Origin of the sequence: Oceaniovalibus sp. ACAM 378 (assembly GCF_008085915.1) — a bacterium.
Taxonomy (GTDB): domain Bacteria; phylum Pseudomonadota; class Alphaproteobacteria; order Rhodobacterales; family Rhodobacteraceae; genus Oceaniglobus.
In genome coordinates this window covers 120,724-136,894 of sequence record NZ_VSJK01000007.1, presented here as the reverse complement: position 1 = coordinate 136,894, position 16,171 = coordinate 120,724, and the positions used below count along the sequence as shown (strand labels likewise).

The following is a 16,171-nucleotide window of genomic DNA, read 5'->3' as shown; positions in this document are numbered from 1 at the left end:
GGATCAGCCGGGGAAGATACGCTTCATTTCGGTGTCGTACTGGGCCCAGGTCATTGATGCCTTATTGCCAGCGTATCCATCATAATAGGATTTGCCGTCGGCTGTCGGCAGACCTGCCCAGATCATCGCCAATTTTCTCATAAAATGATGCCGGCCCATGTTGCCCGAGGACGCCTCGCGCAATCCGGCCTCAAGCAGCAGCTCGTCGGCCAGCCTGTCCTGCACCTGTGGCGAAAACTTCGTGGTTGGAGGCATCCCCGTGCGCGCAACAAGCCGCAACAGGGTCGGCGGGATGAACTGGAACTTGCCGATGGCATGGGGCTGTCCGGGGGTTGCGTCGATCCATGCGATGATTTCCCCGATCGTCATCTGCGTCGGTCTGCCCGGTGGTTTCACCCGAGCACCGTGTTGCACAGCGTCATACCCATCACGTCGCGATTCGGCATGGCCAATCAATTGCCGCAGGCGTTCGATTTGGGTGCCGGTCAGGGCGCTCCCAAGGGTCGGTGCACTCAGCGGTCGGATGGCAAGGGGCGCGAACAGCCCGCCGGCCGAGCGACCGGCAAAAAGGCTTGAACCCGTTTGCTGGCCGATTGCCCCCTGAGGAGAATGAAATAGAGAACGTTGCGGAGCAAAGACCGAATCCTCGGTCAAAAGGCTGACCGCCTCGGCCCGCACAGCGCCGACCTTGGTGAAAACGGCTATGAACAGAGCAAGAGCAAGTGTGGCCATTGACGGGGGCATCGAAAACCTTGGTCTGAGATTCTTGTTGCGACAGGGATGAAGCAGTATCGTTACCAATCCGTTAGCCTCGCTTCGGAACGTGGGAACCAGTGATCTTGGAAACGACAATGTGACTGTCGCAATCAGTCGGGGCTTGCGTTGTTGAGTGATGGGCGGTATGCGACCCCTTCATCATGACCCCACCGGAATCAGGGTGACCCTTCAGGGGGCCCTCCAGTGATGTGAAAGGACGAAGCGATGAATGCCGCCGAAATGCGCGACAAGACACCGGACCAGCTGAAAGATCAGCTGTCCTCACTGAAGAAGGAGGCCTTCAACCTCCGCTTCCAGCAGGCCACAAGCCAGCTTGAGAACACATCGCGGATGCGCATCGTGCGCCGTGATACGGCCCGTGTGCTGACGATTCTGAACCAAAAGGCGGCCGACGCCGCGAATGAAACGAACAACGGCGCCACCGGCGCAGCGGAGGCCTGAGTATGCCCAAACGTATCCTCAGCGGCACCGTGACCAGCGATGCCAACCTGCAGACCGTAACAGTTTCGGTCGAGCGTCGTTTTACGCATCCGGTTCTGAAAAAGACGATTCGTAAGTCGAAGAAATATCGGGCACACGATCCCGAGAACACCTTCAAGACCGGCGACAAGATCCGCATTCAGGAATGCGCGCCGATCTCGAAAACCAAGCGCTGGGAAGTGATAGTCGGCTGATCCCACCGTCGCTATTCGGTTCCCTACGGTCCCTCATCGCGAGGAATGGCCGACAGGGAGCAGGGAGCGATGACAGGGATACCGGTTCTTACAACCAGTTTGATCGAAACCATGGGGAAAGAGCGCCCGGCCAGAAAGCCGGAGCTCCCCAAAGGTCAGGAGAAACCCAATGATCCAGATGCAGACCAATCTGGATGTAGCTGACAACTCCGGCGCGCGCCGGGTTCAGTGCATCAAGGTTCTGGGCGGCTCACACCGCCGTTATGCATCCGTCGGCGACATCATCGTGGTGTCGGTGAAGGAGGCGATCCCGCGTGGTCGCGTCAAGAAGGGCGATGTTCGCAAGGCCGTCGTCGTGCGCACCGCCAAGGAAGTATTCCGCGAAGATGGCAGCGTGATCCGGTTCGACCGGAATGCCGCCGTCATCCTCAACAACAACAACGAACCCGTCGGCACCCGTATCTTCGGTCCGGTTGTGCGCGAACTTCGCGCCAAATCGTTCATGAAGATCATCTCGCTGGCTCCGGAGGTGTTGTAACCATGGCTGCTAAACTCAAAAAAGGCGACAACGTCGTCGTGCTGACCGGCAAAGACAAAGGCAAGCAGGGCGAGATTTCCGCCGTGATGCCCGCCCGTGGCAAAGCCGTGGTCGAAGGCGTGAATATCGCCATTCGCCACACCAAACAGACCCAGAACAGCCAGGGCGGCCGTGTCCCCCAGGCGATGGCTGTCGATCTGTCCAACCTGGCCATCGTTGATGCCAATGGTAAAGCAACCCGCGTCGGCTTCCGCCTGGAAGAAGGCAAGAAGGTGCGCTTTGCCAAGACCACAGGGGATGTTATCTGATGCTTGACACTGCAACCTATATCCCCCGCCTCAAAGCGATCTACAACGAGACGATCCGCCCCGCGATGAAGGAAGAGTTTTCCTACAAGAACGACATGCAGATCCCGCGTCTGGACAAGATCGTCCTGAACATCGGCTGCGGTGCCGAAGCGGTTCGTGACACCAAGAAGGCGAAATCGGCTCAGGACGATCTGAGCGCGATTGCCGGCCAAAAGGCATTGGTGACCAAGGCGAAGAAATCCATCGCCGGGTTCCGTGTTCGCGAAGAAATGCCCTTGGGCACCAAAGTGACCCTGCGCGGCGCACGGATGTACGAATTCCTGGATCGTCTGGTCACCGTGGCAATGCCCCGCGTCCGCGACTTTCGCGGCGTTCCCGGCAAATCGTTTGACGGGCGCGGCAACTATGCCATGGGTCTCAAGGAACACATCGTGTTCCCCGAGATCAACTTCGACAAGGTCGATGAGGTTTGGGGTATGGATATCATCATCTGCACCACCGCCGACACCGACGCGGAAGCCAAGGCGCTGTTGAAGCATTTCAACATGCCGTTCAACAGCTGAGCCTGGGAGAAACATCACATGGCGAAGAAATCGATGATCGAACGCGAGAAGAAGCGTCAAAAGCTGGTGGATCAGTATGCCACCAAGCGTGCTGCGCTGAAAGCTATCGCGAGTGACCAAGAAAGGCCGATGGAAGAGCGGTTCAAAGCCCGCTTGAAACTGGCAGAGCTGCCGCGCAACAGTTCGGCAACCCGTTTGCACAACCGTTGTCAGCTTACCGGCCGTCCGCATGCGTATTATCGCAAGCTTAAGGTCAGCCGTATTATGCTGCGGGAACTTGGCTCCATGGGCCAGATCCCCGGTCTTGTGAAATCCAGCTGGTAAGGAGGGCAGGATATGAACGATCCAATTGGCGATATGCTGACCCGCATCCGCAACAGCCAGATGCGCGGCAAGTCCACCGTTTCCACACCAGCGTCAAAGCTGCGTGCCTGGGTTCTGGATGTACTGGTCGATGAGGGCTATATCCGCGGATATGAGAAAACCACCGGCAAAGACGGCCACCCGGCGCTTGAGATTGGTCTCAAGTACTATGAGGGTGCCGCGGTGATCCGTGAAATCAAACGTGTCTCGACCCCGGGTCGTCGCGTTTACATGGGGTCCAAGGATCTGCCGAGCGTTCGGCAGGGCCTGGGTGTCTCGATTGTCTCCACGCCGCACGGCGTGATGTCGGATGCAAATGCACGCAACGCCAATGTCGGCGGCGAAGTGCTCTGCACCGTATTCTAAGGAGCGCAAGATGTCCCGTATCGGAAAACGTCCCGTCCCGCTTCCCAACGGCGTCACCGCGTCGCTGTCTGGCCAGACGATCGAGCTCAAGGGGCCGAAAGGCACCCGGAGCTTTCACGCCACCGACGATGTGTCCTTCGCAATTGACGACGGCGCGATCACGGTTACGCCGCGCGGCTCGTCCAAGCGGGCGCGTCAGCAGTGGGGAATGACCCGCAGCATGGTCGATAACCTGGTTGTCGGTGTCTCCACGGGTTTCAAGCGCGAGCTTGAAATTCACGGCGTCGGTTATCGTGCAGCATTGCAGGGCAAGGTTCTTAAGCTGAACCTTGGCTACTCCCACGATGTTGATTTCGCGATCCCCGAAGGGGTGACGGTCACGGTGGCCAAACCCACCGAAATCGTGCTGGAAGGCATTGACGAACAGTTGCTTGGCCAGGTGGCCGCGAACATTCGCGCATGGCGCAAGCCCGAACCCTATAAGGGCAAGGGCATCCGCCATAAGGGCGAGTTCATCTTCCGCAAGGAAGGCAAGAAGAAGTAAGGACACGGATATGGCAAACAGCAAAAGAACCCTGTTTCTGAAGCGCCGTATGCGCGTTCGGAACAAACTGCGGAAGATGAACGCCGGTCGGCTTCGTCTGTCCGTCCATCGGTCGTCGAAGAACATCAGCGCTCAGTTGATCGACGATGTAAAAGGCGTAACGCTCGCTTCGGCCTCTTCCTTGGAAAAGGAACTGGGGATCGTGGGCAAGAACAACGTCGAAGCGGCGGCCAAGGTCGGCGCGAAGATTGCCGAACGGGCCAAGGCAGCAGGGATCGAAAATGTATATTTCGATCGCGGCGGATTCCTGTTCCACGGCAAGGTCAAAGCATTGGCCGAGGCAGCACGCGAAGGCGGGCTGAAGTTCTGATCGGCGAGGTGCGTGTTCGCACGCACCTTCCGCTTCAGTGCGGATTAATACAGTGCAGGCGCATTGCGCCTCGATGATCCGGGAACTCGCGTTCACCTGGATTGAAGAGCAGCCCCGACGGGGCACATGAAGGAGCCAGAGTATGGCAAGAGATGACAACCGCGGAGGTGGCGGACGCCGCAACCAGCGCGACGAAACCCCTGAATTCGCTGACCGTCTGGTCGCGATCAACCGTGTGTCCAAAACCGTCAAGGGCGGCAAGCGCTTCGGCTTTGCAGCACTCGTCGTCGTTGGCGATCAGCGCGGTCGGGTCGGATTTGGCAAGGGCAAGGCGAAAGAAGTGCCTGAGGCGATTCGCAAGGCCACCGAACAGGCCAAGCGTCAGATGATCCGCGTGCCGCTGCGTGATGGCCGCACGTTGCACCATGACGTGAACGGGCGCCACGGTGCCGGTAAAGTCTTTATGCGGACCGCACCACAGGGTACCGGAATCATCGCCGGTGGTCCAATGCGTGCCGTGTTCGAAATGCTCGGCGTGCAAGATGTGGTTGCCAAATCGCTGGGATCACAGAACCCCTATAACATGATCCGCGCCACGATCGACGGGCTGAAGGCCGAGTCATCGCCCCGTTCGGTCGCGCAGCGTCGCGGCAAAAAGGTCGCCGACATCCTGCCCAAGCGCGAGGATGCATCCCACGCGTCCGACCAAGTGGCTGAGGAGGCTTGAACATGGCCAAGACCATCATCGTCAAACAGATCGGCTCACCGATTCGCCGCCCCGATATCCAGCGTCGCACGCTGATCGGGTTGGGCTTGAACAAGATGCACCGCACCCGCGAACTGGAAGACACACCTTCCGTACGCGGCATGGTCGCCAAGATCTCCCACTTGGTGGAGATCGTGGAAGAGCGCGGCTAAAACGCGCGATCCATTTGAATTCAGGCACCTGCGGGCAACCGCGGGTGCCTTTTTGTTTGGGGACCAGCGAAAAGGACAACCTGACTGGCTCCCAGACGGTCAGATCGAATGTTATTCCCGTGTGTTTGCTGTCGGTTGCTTCGGTGAAGCCCTTGATCGGCCCGCAACGCTCGTCTATACGCCTCCGGTGGCCTGATCGGCCGCCGATTCACGCAAAGCCGTGGCCGTGCCGCTCCCGTCGCTGGGGGCACGTGTCCGGCAAAAGGAGCAAGCGACATGAAACTGCATGAACTTCACGACAATCCCGGTGCAACGAAAAAGCGCAAGCGCGTTGGCCGTGGTGCCGGCTCGGGCATGGGCAAGACCGCCGGACGCGGCATCAAGGGGCAGAAGTCCCGTTCGGGCGTCGCGATCAAGGGTTATGAGGGCGGCCAGATGCCGTTGTACCAGCGCCTTCCCAAGCGCGGTTTCAACATGCGCAATCCGAAGCACTACGCGGTCATCAACCTGGGCATGATCCAGAAATTCCTCGATTCAGGCAAGTTGGGCACTGAAATCACCGAGACCGAACTGGTCGACAGCGGCGTTGTTCGGCGGAAGCTGGACGGTATCCGCGTTCTGGCCAAGGGTGAAATCACGTCCGTTGTCACGATCACTGTGACTGGTGCCAGCAAGGCCGCGATCGATGCGGTCGCAAAAGCAGGCGGCACACTGACGGTCACGAAAGCGGCAGCTTCCGCAGACACTGCCGAGTAAAAGCCCAAGGTTGCGGATGCGGCCGAATAAAGGGTTGTGAGCGGCGATTGTGCCGCTTACATCTTGAGCAGAGTTTTCCCAGCGCCGCGTGATCCGGAAAACGGACCTACGCGGCGTTTGCATGAAAGAGATCCCCAATGGCATCAGCAGCCGAACAAATGGCAGCAAACATGAGCTGGGGCGCCTTTGGTAAGGCGACCGAGCTGCGCAGCCGCATCCTCTTTACCCTTGCCCTTCTCATCGTCTATCGACTGGGCACCTATATTCCGGTGCCCGGCATCGACGGGGCCGAGCTGCGACAGTTCATGGAAGCGGCATCAACGGGTCTGGGCGGCATGCTCAACATGTTTACCGGCGGCGCGATTTCCCGCATGGGGGTCTTCGCCCTTGGGATCATGCCCTATATCAGCGCATCGATTATCGTTCAGCTGATGACGGCCATGGTGCCGCAATTGGAAAACCTGAAGAAAGAAGGCGAGCAGGGCCGCAAGAAAATCAACCAGTACACGCGCTATGGCACTGTTGTTCTGGCGACGTTCCAGGCCTTTGGTCTTGCGAAAAGCCTTGAGGCCGGCGGGCTGGTTACCGAGCCTGGACTGTACTTTCAGGCAGCCTGCGTGATCACTCTGGTCGGTGGTACAATGTTCCTGATGTGGGTGGGCGAACAGATCACCCAGCGCGGGATCGGCAACGGTATCTCGCTGATCATCTTTGTCGGCATCATCGCCGAGGTTCCGGCGGCGCTTGCCCAGTTCTTTGCTTCGGGGCGCAGTGGCGCGGTCAGCCCGTTGGTGATTATCGGTGTGATCCTGATGGTGATCGCGGTCATCGCCTTTGTCGTGTTCATGGAGCGCGCATTGCGCAAGATCCACATTCAATATCCGCGCCGTCAGGTTGGGATGAAGGTTTACGACGGTGGCTCTTCGCACTTGCCGGTCAAGGTGAACCCGGCCGGCGTGATTCCCGCGATCTTCGCCTCGTCGTTGCTGCTTTTGCCGACCACTCTGGCGACGTTCAGTGGCCAGCAAACTGGCCCGGTGATGAGCACGCTCCTTGCCTATTTCGGACCCGGTCAGCCGCTGTATTTTCTGTTCTTCACCGCGATGATCGTCTTTTTCACCTATTTCTATACCGCCAACGTCGCATTCAAAACCGAGGATGTTGCCGAGAACCTGAAGAATCAGAACGGTTTCATCCCGGGTATCCGTCCCGGCAAAAAGACCGAAGAATACCTGGACTATGTTGTCGCGCGTGTGCTGGTACTGGGGTCCGGATATCTGGCTGCTGTCTGTCTGCTGCCTGAAATCCTGCGCAGCCAATTTGCCATCCCGTTCTACTTTGGCGGTACGTCGGTTCTGATTGTCGTCAGTGTGACGATGGATACGATTCAACAGGTCCAGTCGCATCTTCTGGCGCATCAGTATGAAGGCTTGATTGAGAAATCGCAGTTGCGTGGCAAGCGCCGCGGCAAGAAAGGCACGGCCAGACGATGAACATCATTCTCCTCGGGCCGCCCGGTGCCGGAAAGGGAACCCAGGCGCGGCGGTTGGTCGAAGCACGGGGAATGATCCAACTTTCGACCGGCGACATGCTGCGCGAGGCGCGGACCAGCGGCACCGAAATGGGTGATCTGGTGGCCGACGTGATGGACCGCGGCGATCTTGTGACGGACGATATCGTGATCGGCCTGATCGAGGAAAAGCTGAGCGGCGATACGGGCGGAGGGTTCATCTTTGATGGTTTCCCCCGCACTCTGGCGCAGGCCGACGCGCTTGGTGCGCTGCTGGAAAAGCATAATACCCGGCTGGACGCGGTGATCGAGATGCAGGTGGACGACAAGGCGCTCGTCTCGCGGATTACCGCGCGTTCGACCTGCGGTTCCTGTGGCGAGGTGTTCAACGACATCACCAATCCTCAGCCTGCCAATGGAAAATGCCCCAATTGCGGTGCGAGTGATTTCAGGCGCCGGGCGGACGACACCGAGGACGCGCTGAAAACGCGGCTGATGGAGTACTATAAAAAGACCTCCCCGCTGATCGGTTATTACTATGCGCGAGGCGAGTTAAGCACGGTGAACGGGCTTGGCGAAATGGACGCGGTAACCGCAGATATCGCAGCCATACTTGACTAACCCGACGGCAAAGGGGGCGGGGGGTTGACCCCGCTCCGAATCCCCCCTATTTCACGCCATCCCGTAAGGGAATCGTCAACGCGCGGGGTCGCGCCCCGTTCTGACCACCGAAATCGAAGATGCAGCCCGTGGCATGACCGCCTCGGGCTTGCGTTGTGAAAAAAGGGTCTGGAACGACGGATCCGCAACGAAGAGGAAATATCACGTGGCTCGTATTGCCGGCGTCAACATCCCGACCGCCAAAAGGGTGCCCATCGCACTCACATATATCACCGGAATAGGCCCTTCGTCGGCCAAATCCATCTGCGAAGCAGTGAACATTGATCAGGCCCGCCGGATCAATGATCTTTCGGATGCCGAAATTCTGGCGATCCGTGAACATATCGACGCGAACTTCTCGGTTGAAGGCGATCTGCGTCGCGAGACGCAGATGAACATCAAGCGCCTGATGGATCTGGGTTGCTATCGTGGGCTGCGCCATCGTCGCAACCTGCCGGTGCGCGGTCAACGGACCCACACCAACGCACGTACCCGCAAGGGCCCCGCAAAAGCCATCGCCGGCAAGAAAAAGTAAGAGGGGACCGTACCAATGGCACGTGAACGTCGCGTTAAAAAGAAGGTTTCCAAGAACATCGCCGCTGGCGTTGCTCATGTGAATTCTTCGTTCAACAACACCAAAATCCTGATTTCCGATGTACAGGGCAACGCCATCGCATGGTCGTCCGCCGGTACATGCGGGTTTAAAGGGTCGCGGAAATCCACCCCCTATGCCGCCCAGATGGCGGCCGAGGATGCAGGCCGCAAGGCGCAGGAACATGGTGTCCGCACCTTGGAAGTCGAAGTTCAGGGGCCCGGTTCGGGCCGCGAATCGGCACTGCGGGCACTGGCGACCGTCGGCTTCAACATCACGTCCATCCGTGACGTGACGCCGATGGCGCACAACGGATGCCGCCCGCCGAAACGCCGCCGGGTCTGATCTGCAATACATTGATGTGCAGGTTATGGATTCCTCCATGGCCTGCACATGGCTTTTACCCTCGGGTTGTCGGTCGTCGGGGACATGGACGGCAGACGTGAATTGAGGAGATACGCATGATCCATAAGAACTGGGCTGAACTGATCAAGCCAACACAGCTGGTCGTCAAGCCGGGCAACGACCGGATGCGGCAGGCAACGGTTATTGCCGAACCGCTGGAGCGCGGATTCGGCCTGACCATGGGCAACGCCCTGCGCCGCATCCTGATGTCTTCGCTTCAGGGCAGCGCAATCACCGGCGTGCAGATCGACAACGTCCTGCACGAATTCTCGTCGGTGGCCGGTGTGCGTGAAGACGTGACCGACATCGTTCTGAACCTGAAGGGCGTCGCCATCAAGATGGAAGTCGAAGGCCCGAAACGGGTGTCGATTTCTGCCAAGGGCCCGCAGATCGTAACAGCTGGCGACATTTCCACGTCGAACGGCATTGAGGTTCTGAACAAGGACCATGTGATCTGCCATCTGGATGACGGTGCCGATCTGTTCATGGAACTGACGGTAAACACCGGCAAGGGCTATGTCAGTGCCGACAAGAACCGCCCTGAGGATGCACCGATTGGCTTGATTCCGATCGATGCAATCTATTCGCCGATCAAAAGGGTATCCTATGACGTGCAACCGACCCGTGAGGGACAGGTTCTCGACTATGATAAGCTGACGCTGAAGCTTGAAACCGATGGTTCGATCACGCCTGACGATGCTGTGGCTTTCGCTGCGCGCATCCTTCAGGATCAGTTGAGCATCTTCGTCAACTTCGACGAGCCGGAATCGGCGCGTTCGGATACGGACGACGATGGGCTGGAATTCAATCCGCTTCTGCTCAAGAAAGTTGATGAGCTTGAGCTTTCGGTGCGTTCCGCCAACTGTCTCAAGAACGACAACATCGTCTATATCGGTGATCTGATTCAGAAGACCGAAGCCGAGATGCTCCGCACGCCGAACTTTGGCCGCAAGTCCTTGAACGAGATCAAGGAAGTGCTGTCGGGCATGGGGCTTCACCTTGGCATGGATGTCGAAGAATGGCCGCCTGAAAACATCGAAGATCTGGCCAAGAAGTTCGAAGACCAGTTCTGAGGAAAGATACGCGGGGCAGGGTCTGCCTGTCCCGACGACGACCCTGGGCACTTCCGCCCCAACAGAGCGCCGGACACGCATCCGGCTGCCGTACAAAGTACAAATAGGAGACATTACAATGCGTCACGCACGGGGCTATCGCCGCCTGAACCGCACCCACGAACACCGCAAGGCACTGTTCGCCAACATGTCCGGATCGCTGATCGAACACGAACAGATCAAAACGACCCTGCCAAAGGCGAAAGAACTGAAGCGGATCATCGACAAGCTGATCACGCTGGGAAAACGTGGCGATCTGCACGCCCGTCGTCAGGCCGAATCGCAGCTGAAGCAGGTCATGCACACCGCCAAGCTGTTCAACGTGTTGGGCCCGCGCTATGCCGAGCGTCAGGGTGGATACTGCCGTGTGCTGAAGGCCGGTTTCCGCTATGGGGATATGGCACCGATGGCGATCATTGAATTGGTTGATCGTGATCCCGATGCCAAGGGGTCTGCCGACCGCGCCCGGCTTGAAGCTGAAGAAGCCGCCGATAATTAAATTACAAAACCCCGCCTAAGGCGGGGTTTTTCGTATCGTACAGAGCGACATAAATGCGCCGTTGTGCCAACATTCGCGGCAGGGTTGCATTATCATTGATTTTCTCCACTCTTTCGGTGAAGAAAAACCATGTTCGTACAACGGTTATTTAATCAGGAATTGCGAAAGCTGGATGACTTTGCGGAAGCGGGTTATTTTCTGGCGCTGCATATCCGATTTACATCACCTGTCATGATGTTCCAGACCTATGATCAGGCATGGATCGACTATTACCACGAAAATGGCTTTGTTCTGCGCGATCCGATGACCGCCTGGTCGTTCAGCACCACCGGGACAACCCGTTGGAGCAATCGCCGGATCCCGGATCCGTTCGGCATATTCAAAAAATCCCGTGAATTCGGTCTTAAATTTGGTGCGACAATTTCGCATGGGCCGATAAAGTCCCGTACTGTTTGCAGCATTGCAAGGTCGGACCGCGAATTCGAAGATGATGAGATCATCAAGATTGCCGAGCTGGTTGCGGTTCTGCATGCCATGAGCGATCCGCATCAACGACTGACCAAGGCCCAATCGCAGGCACTTAAGTGTATTGCGGACGGTATGCGTCATGCAGCCGCCGCAGATTTTCTTGGGATTTCCGAGAGCGCTTTGAAATTACGCCTGTCCTCGGCCCGCGACAGGCTCTTTGCGCGGACCACTGCCGAGGCAATTCAACGCGCGAAAGACAATAATATTCTCTAAAGTAGTTAAACTTGGTTGCAAATCGCCCTTAGATGGACCTTGGGGATGTTCCCAAGATTCTGTTTTGGAGGCTTCAAATGCAGACCACCACTCTTTCCTTCGCCAATATCCATAACCACGGTGAGCTTTTCGCCAATATGTTCCGCGCCCGTCGCGAACTGTTCATCGAGCACAACAAGTGGGATCTGCCACAGGCGATGGGCATGGAATATGACCAATACGATACGCCTGCCAGCCGTTGGGTCGTTGTCCATGACGAGCTGGGTCAGGTGATGGCGGGCAACCGTCTGACCCCGACCACCGCGAAATGCGGTATCTATACCTACATGATACGTGATGCACAGCGCGGCCTGCTTGAGACGATCCCGGCGCATCTGCTGTACGAAGAAGCGCCGGTAGCGCCGCATATCTGGGAAAGCTCGCGCCTGTTTGTCTCGCATCGGGTACCGGCGAACCGGCGGCGCGGGGTTCATGCGCGGCTGGTTTTCGAATTGGCCAAGGCGGCGCGTGGCTTGGGCGCGACAAGCTGCCTGACGTTGCTGAATGCGAATTGGCCGCGTTGGGCCGGACGTGTTGGGGTCGACATGACCGCGATGGGTCCGGTGATGGAAATCGAAGGGGTCAACAATCAGGTCGTTTCGATGAACTTTGCAGAACAACTGCACTGATCCATCGCAATGGCTGTTCGGACATCCGGGCAACTGCCGATTGAACCGGGTGTTATGAGTAAGATCGGCGCAGCCCTACGTGGGGTTGCGCCGTTCTTTTTATGGCGTTCCCGGCCTTTCCGGGGCTGTGCCTTGCCGTTAGGATACCATCATGGCCGATCTTTTTGAATCTGACACGCCGCCCTCCCGGGCTGATACCGCGCCGCGCCCGCTGGCCGACCGGTTGCGCCCGCGCGCCCTGTCCGATGTGATCGGACAGCAACAGGTGCTGGGCCCCGAGGCGCCACTGGGCGTGATGCTGTCGTCCGGCTCCCTGTCGTCACTGGTGTTCTGGGGGCCGCCCGGCGTGGGCAAGACCACCATCGCGCGCCTTCTGGCTGACGAAACCGATCTGCATTTCGTGCAGATCAGCGCGATTTTTACCGGCATTCCGGAGTTGCGCAAGGTGTTCGAAGCGGCGAAGTTGCGACGCACGAACGGCAAGGGGACGCTGCTGTTCGTCGACGAAATCCACCGTTTCAACAAGGCACAGCAGGACGGCTTTTTGCCGCATATGGAGGATGGCACGATTCTGCTGGTCGGGGCCACAACAGAGAATCCATCATTTGAATTGAATTCCGCGCTGTTGTCCCGCGCCCAAGTTCTGGTACTGACCCGGCTGAACGACGTTGATCTGGAGTTGTTGGTGCAGCGGGCCGAGTCCGAACTGGGCCGGGCGTTGCCGCTGACCTCGGGTGCGCGTGCGGCTCTGATCAATATGGCCGATGGCGACGGGCGCGCACTTTTGAACCTGATCGAGCAGATCGCCGCGTGGAAGGCGACCGGGCCACTGGACACCGACGCGCTGACCACCCGATTGATGAAACGGGCGGCGAAATACGACAAGTCAGGCGATGAACATTACAACCTGATCTCGGCGCTGCACAAATCGGTGCGCGGTTCCGACCCCGACGCGGCGCTGTATTGGCTTGCACGGATGCTGACCGGGGGCGAGGATCCGCGATATCTGGCCCGGCGAATTCTGCGCATGGCGATCGAGGATATCGGTCTGGCCGATCCGCAGGCGCAGACCATCTGCATGCATGCCTGGGAGGCCTATGAGCGGCTGGGCAGTCCCGAGGGCGAGTTGGCGCTGGGGCAGGCGGTGACCTATCTTGCGCTGGCTCCGAAATCCAACGCCGGCTATGCCGCATTCAAGGCGGCGATGGCGGCGGCGCGCAAGACCGGCAGCGAACCGCCCCCGAAACACATTCTGAACGCGCCGACATCGCTGATGAAAGATCAGGGATACGGCACCGGATATGCCTATGACCACGATTCCGAAGACGGGTTTTCCGGCCAGAATTATTTTCCTGACGGGATGGCGCGGGGGGATTATTATCGTCCGGTCGAACGTGGGTTCGAGCGTGATCTGAAGAAGCGGCTCGACTGGTTTGCCGGGTTGCGGACAAAGCGTAACGGTTGACATCCCGGCCCGCGCAGAGGAAGGAGCAGGCATGTTTTCAACGCTTGTTCAGGTTGCCCTTGGCGGGGCCATCGGCGCGTCCGCCCGGTTTCTGACTGGCGTGGCTGTGCTGCGCATTACCGGCCCGGGGTTTCCCCTTGGGGTGATGGTGGCCAATATTCTGGGATCTTTCGTGATGGGGGCTTTCGTGGTCTGGGCGGCGAACCGGTCGATGACCCATCTGGCGCCCTTTGTGGTCACCGGGGTCCTGGGCGGTTATACGACATTTTCGGCGTTTTCATTGGAAACCATCACGATGATTGAACGTGGCCAGGCAGGAAGTGCGGCGCTGTACATGATCCTGTCGGTGGGCGGAGCCTTGGGGGCGATAATGCTGGGCATGATGACGGCACGGGAGATTTTGGCATGAGCGGCGTACAGACATTGACCATCGGTCCGGATGAGGGCGATCAACGGCTGGATCGTTGGTTCCGCCATCGGTTCCCACAGATCAGTCAGGTGCAGATCGAAAAGATGTGCCGCAAGGGCGAGATCCGCGTTGACGGTGGCAGGGTCAAAGGCAATTCGCGCGTGGCGGTGGGGCAGGCTGTGCGCGTTCCGCCCCTGCCGAACGAACGCGGACCCGCGGTGAACCGCACCGCGATCAGCAAGGCTGACGCCGAGATGATGCGCGCCGCGGTGATCTATCAGGACGATCACATCATCGTTCTGAACAAACCCGCAGGTCTCGCCACGCAGGGCGGCAGTGGCCAGACCCGGCATGTTGACGGACTTGTCGAAGCGTTGCAGGGCGATCACGAAGACAAGCCACGGCTGGTTCACCGGCTGGACAAGGACACCTCGGGCGTTCTGCTGTTGGCGCGCACCCGGATGGCGGCCAAGGGGCTGACCGATGCGATGCGCCATCGTGCAACACGCAAGATCTACTGGGCGGCGGTGGCCGGTGTGCCAAGCCCGCGCATGGGCACCATAAAATACGGACTGATGAAGCAATCCGGCCATGGCGCCAAGGGCGAGGGCGAGCGGATGGTCTGCATCCACCCCGCCGAAGTGGACAAGACCGAGGGCGCCAAACGCGCCACCACAGATTATGCCGTGCTGTCGGCTTTGGGCGGGCGCACCGCTTGGGTCGCGCTTGTGCCGCTGACCGGGCGCACCCACCAGTTGCGTGCGCATATGGCCGAGATGGGAAACCCGATCATCGGTGACGGTAAATATGGCGGGTCGGGTCAAGAGAACATGGGCGATGGCTGGGGCTCGCAACTGGGCGGTGACATTTCCCGCAAGCTGCACCTGCACGCCCGCTCGATCACCATCGAACATCCGGTGAGCAAGGCGATGCTGACGCTGACCGCACCTCTGCCCGAGCACATGGCGCGGACCTGGGAACAGTTGGAGTGGCGGGCGTCCGACGTGCCTGACGATCCCTTCAACGAGGTACAGTAATGGCCGAATGGACGGCGAAGCGGTTCTGGAGCGACGTGAGCCTTGAGGCGACTGCGGATGGGTTCGGTATCCGGTTGGATGGCCGTCCGGTCCGTACTCCCGGCAAGCGCGAACTGCTGGTCCCGACCCAGGCCCTGGCCGAGGTTATCGCCGATGAATGGCGCGCTCAGGCTCAGGTGATCGACCCGTCAACGATGCCCGCGACCCGCAGCGCCAATTCTGCTCTCGAAAAGGTAGCACCGCACCGCGCCGTGGTTCAGGGTGAAATCGCTGGATACGCGGAAACCGACTTGCTGTGCTATCGTGCAACTGGCCCTGCGGAACTGATTGCGCGGCAGGCTGCGGCGTGGGATCCGTTGCTGGAATGGGCCACCACATCGCTTGATGCGCGGCTTTTGGTGACGGTGGGGGTCATGCCGGTGGATCAGCCTCCCGGGGCGATCCGGGCATTGACCACGGCCATGAACCCGATGTCGGATTTCGAGTTGACCGGGTTTCACGATCTGGTCGCGCTGTCCGGATCTTTCGTTCTGGCATTGGCAGTTGCGCGGAGGCATGCCGGGGCTGAACCAGCATGGGATCTGTCCCGTATCGACGAATCCTGGCAGGCCGAGCTTTGGGGGGCCGACGAACAGGCCGCCGAAATGGCCGCTGCGAAACGTGCCGCATTCCTGCACGCCGGACGATTTTTCCACCTCTCTCAGGTGCAGAACAGCGTTCCAGACGCGCGGTAAAACCGGTTTTACCTTGGGTCAGGCGCCCGAAACTTCATCGCTTTTTGTTAGGCTAGACTTGACGATTCGCGATTGAACACGCCACATTGAATTGGCAGGGGGCTTCGCCTCTATGTAATCGTTCGGTCCGGGGAGGGCCGGGGAGGGCGTTTCTGCATAAGA

The 16,171-nt window shown here is 59.0% G+C and carries 25 protein-coding genes; 24 read left to right on the top strand and 1 reads right to left on the bottom strand.

Annotation, left to right across the window (positions count from 1 at the left end):
• Positions 1-3: 3 nt before the first annotated feature.
• The gene (locus tag FQ320_RS11040) at positions 4-732 is read right to left on the bottom strand and encodes a glycoside hydrolase family 104 protein (RefSeq protein ID WP_148472171.1); all 729 of its coding nucleotides are present in this window, start codon (positions 730-732) and stop codon (positions 4-6) included.
• Between the two features lie 249 nt (positions 733-981).
• Here FQ320_RS11040 and rpmC point away from each other — a divergent pair, with 249 nt between their 5' ends.
• The 24 genes from rpmC to FQ320_RS10920 all read left to right on the top strand — a co-directional run bounded on the left by rpmC (position 982) and on the right by FQ320_RS10920 (position 16,009).
• Positions 982-1,218, top strand: a complete 237-nt coding sequence (gene rpmC, locus FQ320_RS11035; protein ID WP_148472169.1) for a 50S ribosomal protein L29 — start codon at positions 982-984, stop codon at positions 1,216-1,218.
• Positions 1,219-1,220: 2 nt separating this feature from the next.
• On the top strand, positions 1,221-1,451 hold the full coding sequence (rpsQ, locus tag FQ320_RS11030) for a 30S ribosomal protein S17 (RefSeq protein ID WP_148472167.1): 231 nt from the start codon (positions 1,221-1,223) through the stop codon (positions 1,449-1,451).
• A 169-nt stretch (positions 1,452-1,620) separates the two neighbouring features.
• The gene (gene rplN, locus FQ320_RS11025; RefSeq protein ID WP_148472165.1) at positions 1,621-1,989 is read left to right on the top strand and encodes a 50S ribosomal protein L14; all 369 of its coding nucleotides are present in this window, start codon (positions 1,621-1,623) and stop codon (positions 1,987-1,989) included.
• A gap of 2 nt (positions 1,990-1,991) precedes the next feature.
• Positions 1,992-2,297: a 50S ribosomal protein L24 gene (gene rplX, locus FQ320_RS11020; protein ID WP_148472163.1), complete on the top strand. Its 306-nt coding sequence runs from the start codon at positions 1,992-1,994 to the stop codon at positions 2,295-2,297.
• Positions 2,297-2,860, top strand: coding sequence for a 50S ribosomal protein L5 (rplE, locus tag FQ320_RS11015; RefSeq protein ID WP_148472161.1), 564 nt, complete (start codon positions 2,297-2,299; stop codon positions 2,858-2,860). Before rplX ends, rplE begins: the two co-directional genes overlap by 1 nt.
• An 18-nt stretch (positions 2,861-2,878) precedes the next feature.
• Positions 2,879-3,184, top strand: a complete 306-nt coding sequence (rpsN, locus tag FQ320_RS11010) for a 30S ribosomal protein S14 (protein ID WP_148472159.1) — start codon at positions 2,879-2,881, stop codon at positions 3,182-3,184.
• A gap of 12 nt (positions 3,185-3,196) precedes the next feature.
• The gene (gene rpsH / locus FQ320_RS11005) at positions 3,197-3,589 is read left to right on the top strand and encodes a 30S ribosomal protein S8 (protein ID WP_148472157.1); all 393 of its coding nucleotides are present in this window, start codon (positions 3,197-3,199) and stop codon (positions 3,587-3,589) included.
• Between the two features lie 10 nt (positions 3,590-3,599).
• On the top strand, positions 3,600-4,133 hold the full coding sequence (rplF, locus tag FQ320_RS11000; protein ID WP_148472155.1) for a 50S ribosomal protein L6: 534 nt from the start codon (positions 3,600-3,602) through the stop codon (positions 4,131-4,133).
• 10 nt (positions 4,134-4,143) lie between these two features.
• Entirely contained in the window at positions 4,144-4,503 is a 360-nt protein-coding gene (gene rplR, locus FQ320_RS10995) for a 50S ribosomal protein L18 (RefSeq protein WP_148472153.1), read from the top strand.
• A 142-nt stretch (positions 4,504-4,645) separates the two neighbouring features.
• Positions 4,646-5,230 (top strand): 30S ribosomal protein S5, encoded by a 585-nt coding sequence (gene rpsE, locus FQ320_RS10990; RefSeq protein ID WP_148472151.1) that lies wholly within the window; start codon positions 4,646-4,648, stop codon positions 5,228-5,230.
• Between the two features lie 2 nt (positions 5,231-5,232).
• Positions 5,233-5,421: a 50S ribosomal protein L30 gene (gene rpmD, locus FQ320_RS10985; RefSeq protein WP_148472149.1), complete on the top strand. Its 189-nt coding sequence runs from the start codon at positions 5,233-5,235 to the stop codon at positions 5,419-5,421.
• A 276-nt stretch (positions 5,422-5,697) separates the two neighbouring features.
• Positions 5,698-6,177 carry a 50S ribosomal protein L15 gene (gene rplO, locus FQ320_RS10980; RefSeq protein WP_148472147.1) on the top strand — a complete coding sequence of 160 codons (480 nt, stop codon included), beginning with the start codon at positions 5,698-5,700 and terminating at the stop codon, positions 6,175-6,177.
• 137 nt (positions 6,178-6,314) lie between these two features.
• Positions 6,315-7,670: a preprotein translocase subunit SecY gene (gene secY / locus FQ320_RS10975; protein ID WP_148472145.1), complete on the top strand. Its 1,356-nt coding sequence runs from the start codon at positions 6,315-6,317 to the stop codon at positions 7,668-7,670.
• Complete coding sequence (locus FQ320_RS10970) at positions 7,667-8,308, top strand: adenylate kinase (protein WP_148472143.1); 642 nt, start codon at positions 7,667-7,669, stop codon at positions 8,306-8,308. The genes secY and FQ320_RS10970 overlap by 4 nt, the downstream gene beginning before the upstream one ends.
• A 205-nt stretch (positions 8,309-8,513) precedes the next feature.
• Positions 8,514-8,882, top strand: a complete 369-nt coding sequence (rpsM, locus tag FQ320_RS10965) for a 30S ribosomal protein S13 (protein ID WP_148472142.1) — start codon at positions 8,514-8,516, stop codon at positions 8,880-8,882.
• Positions 8,883-8,897: 15 nt separating this feature from the next.
• Positions 8,898-9,284 carry a 30S ribosomal protein S11 gene (rpsK, locus tag FQ320_RS10960; RefSeq protein WP_148472140.1) on the top strand — a complete coding sequence of 129 codons (387 nt, stop codon included), beginning with the start codon at positions 8,898-8,900 and terminating at the stop codon, positions 9,282-9,284.
• 116 nt (positions 9,285-9,400) lie between these two features.
• Positions 9,401-10,417: a DNA-directed RNA polymerase subunit alpha gene (locus FQ320_RS10955; RefSeq protein WP_148472138.1), complete on the top strand. Its 1,017-nt coding sequence runs from the start codon at positions 9,401-9,403 to the stop codon at positions 10,415-10,417.
• A 118-nt stretch (positions 10,418-10,535) separates the two neighbouring features.
• Positions 10,536-10,955: a 50S ribosomal protein L17 gene (rplQ, locus tag FQ320_RS10950; protein ID WP_148472136.1), complete on the top strand. Its 420-nt coding sequence runs from the start codon at positions 10,536-10,538 to the stop codon at positions 10,953-10,955.
• A gap of 129 nt (positions 10,956-11,084) precedes the next feature.
• The gene (locus tag FQ320_RS10945) at positions 11,085-11,696 is read left to right on the top strand and encodes an autoinducer binding domain-containing protein (protein ID WP_148472134.1); all 612 of its coding nucleotides are present in this window, start codon (positions 11,085-11,087) and stop codon (positions 11,694-11,696) included.
• Positions 11,697-11,773: 77 nt separating this feature from the next.
• Positions 11,774-12,364 (top strand): acyl-homoserine-lactone synthase, encoded by a 591-nt coding sequence (locus FQ320_RS10940; RefSeq protein ID WP_148472132.1) that lies wholly within the window; start codon positions 11,774-11,776, stop codon positions 12,362-12,364.
• Positions 12,365-12,515: 151 nt separating this feature from the next.
• Positions 12,516-13,829, top strand: a complete 1,314-nt coding sequence (locus FQ320_RS10935; RefSeq protein WP_148472130.1) for a replication-associated recombination protein A — start codon at positions 12,516-12,518, stop codon at positions 13,827-13,829.
• A gap of 31 nt (positions 13,830-13,860) precedes the next feature.
• Positions 13,861-14,238 (top strand): fluoride efflux transporter CrcB, encoded by a 378-nt coding sequence (crcB, locus tag FQ320_RS10930; RefSeq protein ID WP_148472128.1) that lies wholly within the window; start codon positions 13,861-13,863, stop codon positions 14,236-14,238.
• Positions 14,235-15,275 carry an RluA family pseudouridine synthase gene (locus FQ320_RS10925; RefSeq protein WP_148472126.1) on the top strand — a complete coding sequence of 347 codons (1,041 nt, stop codon included), beginning with the start codon at positions 14,235-14,237 and terminating at the stop codon, positions 15,273-15,275. Before crcB ends, FQ320_RS10925 begins: the two co-directional genes overlap by 4 nt.
• Positions 15,275-16,009, top strand: a complete 735-nt coding sequence (locus FQ320_RS10920; RefSeq protein WP_148472124.1) for an ATP12 family chaperone protein — start codon at positions 15,275-15,277, stop codon at positions 16,007-16,009. Before FQ320_RS10925 ends, FQ320_RS10920 begins: the two co-directional genes overlap by 1 nt.
• Positions 16,010-16,171: the final 162 nt, after the last annotated feature.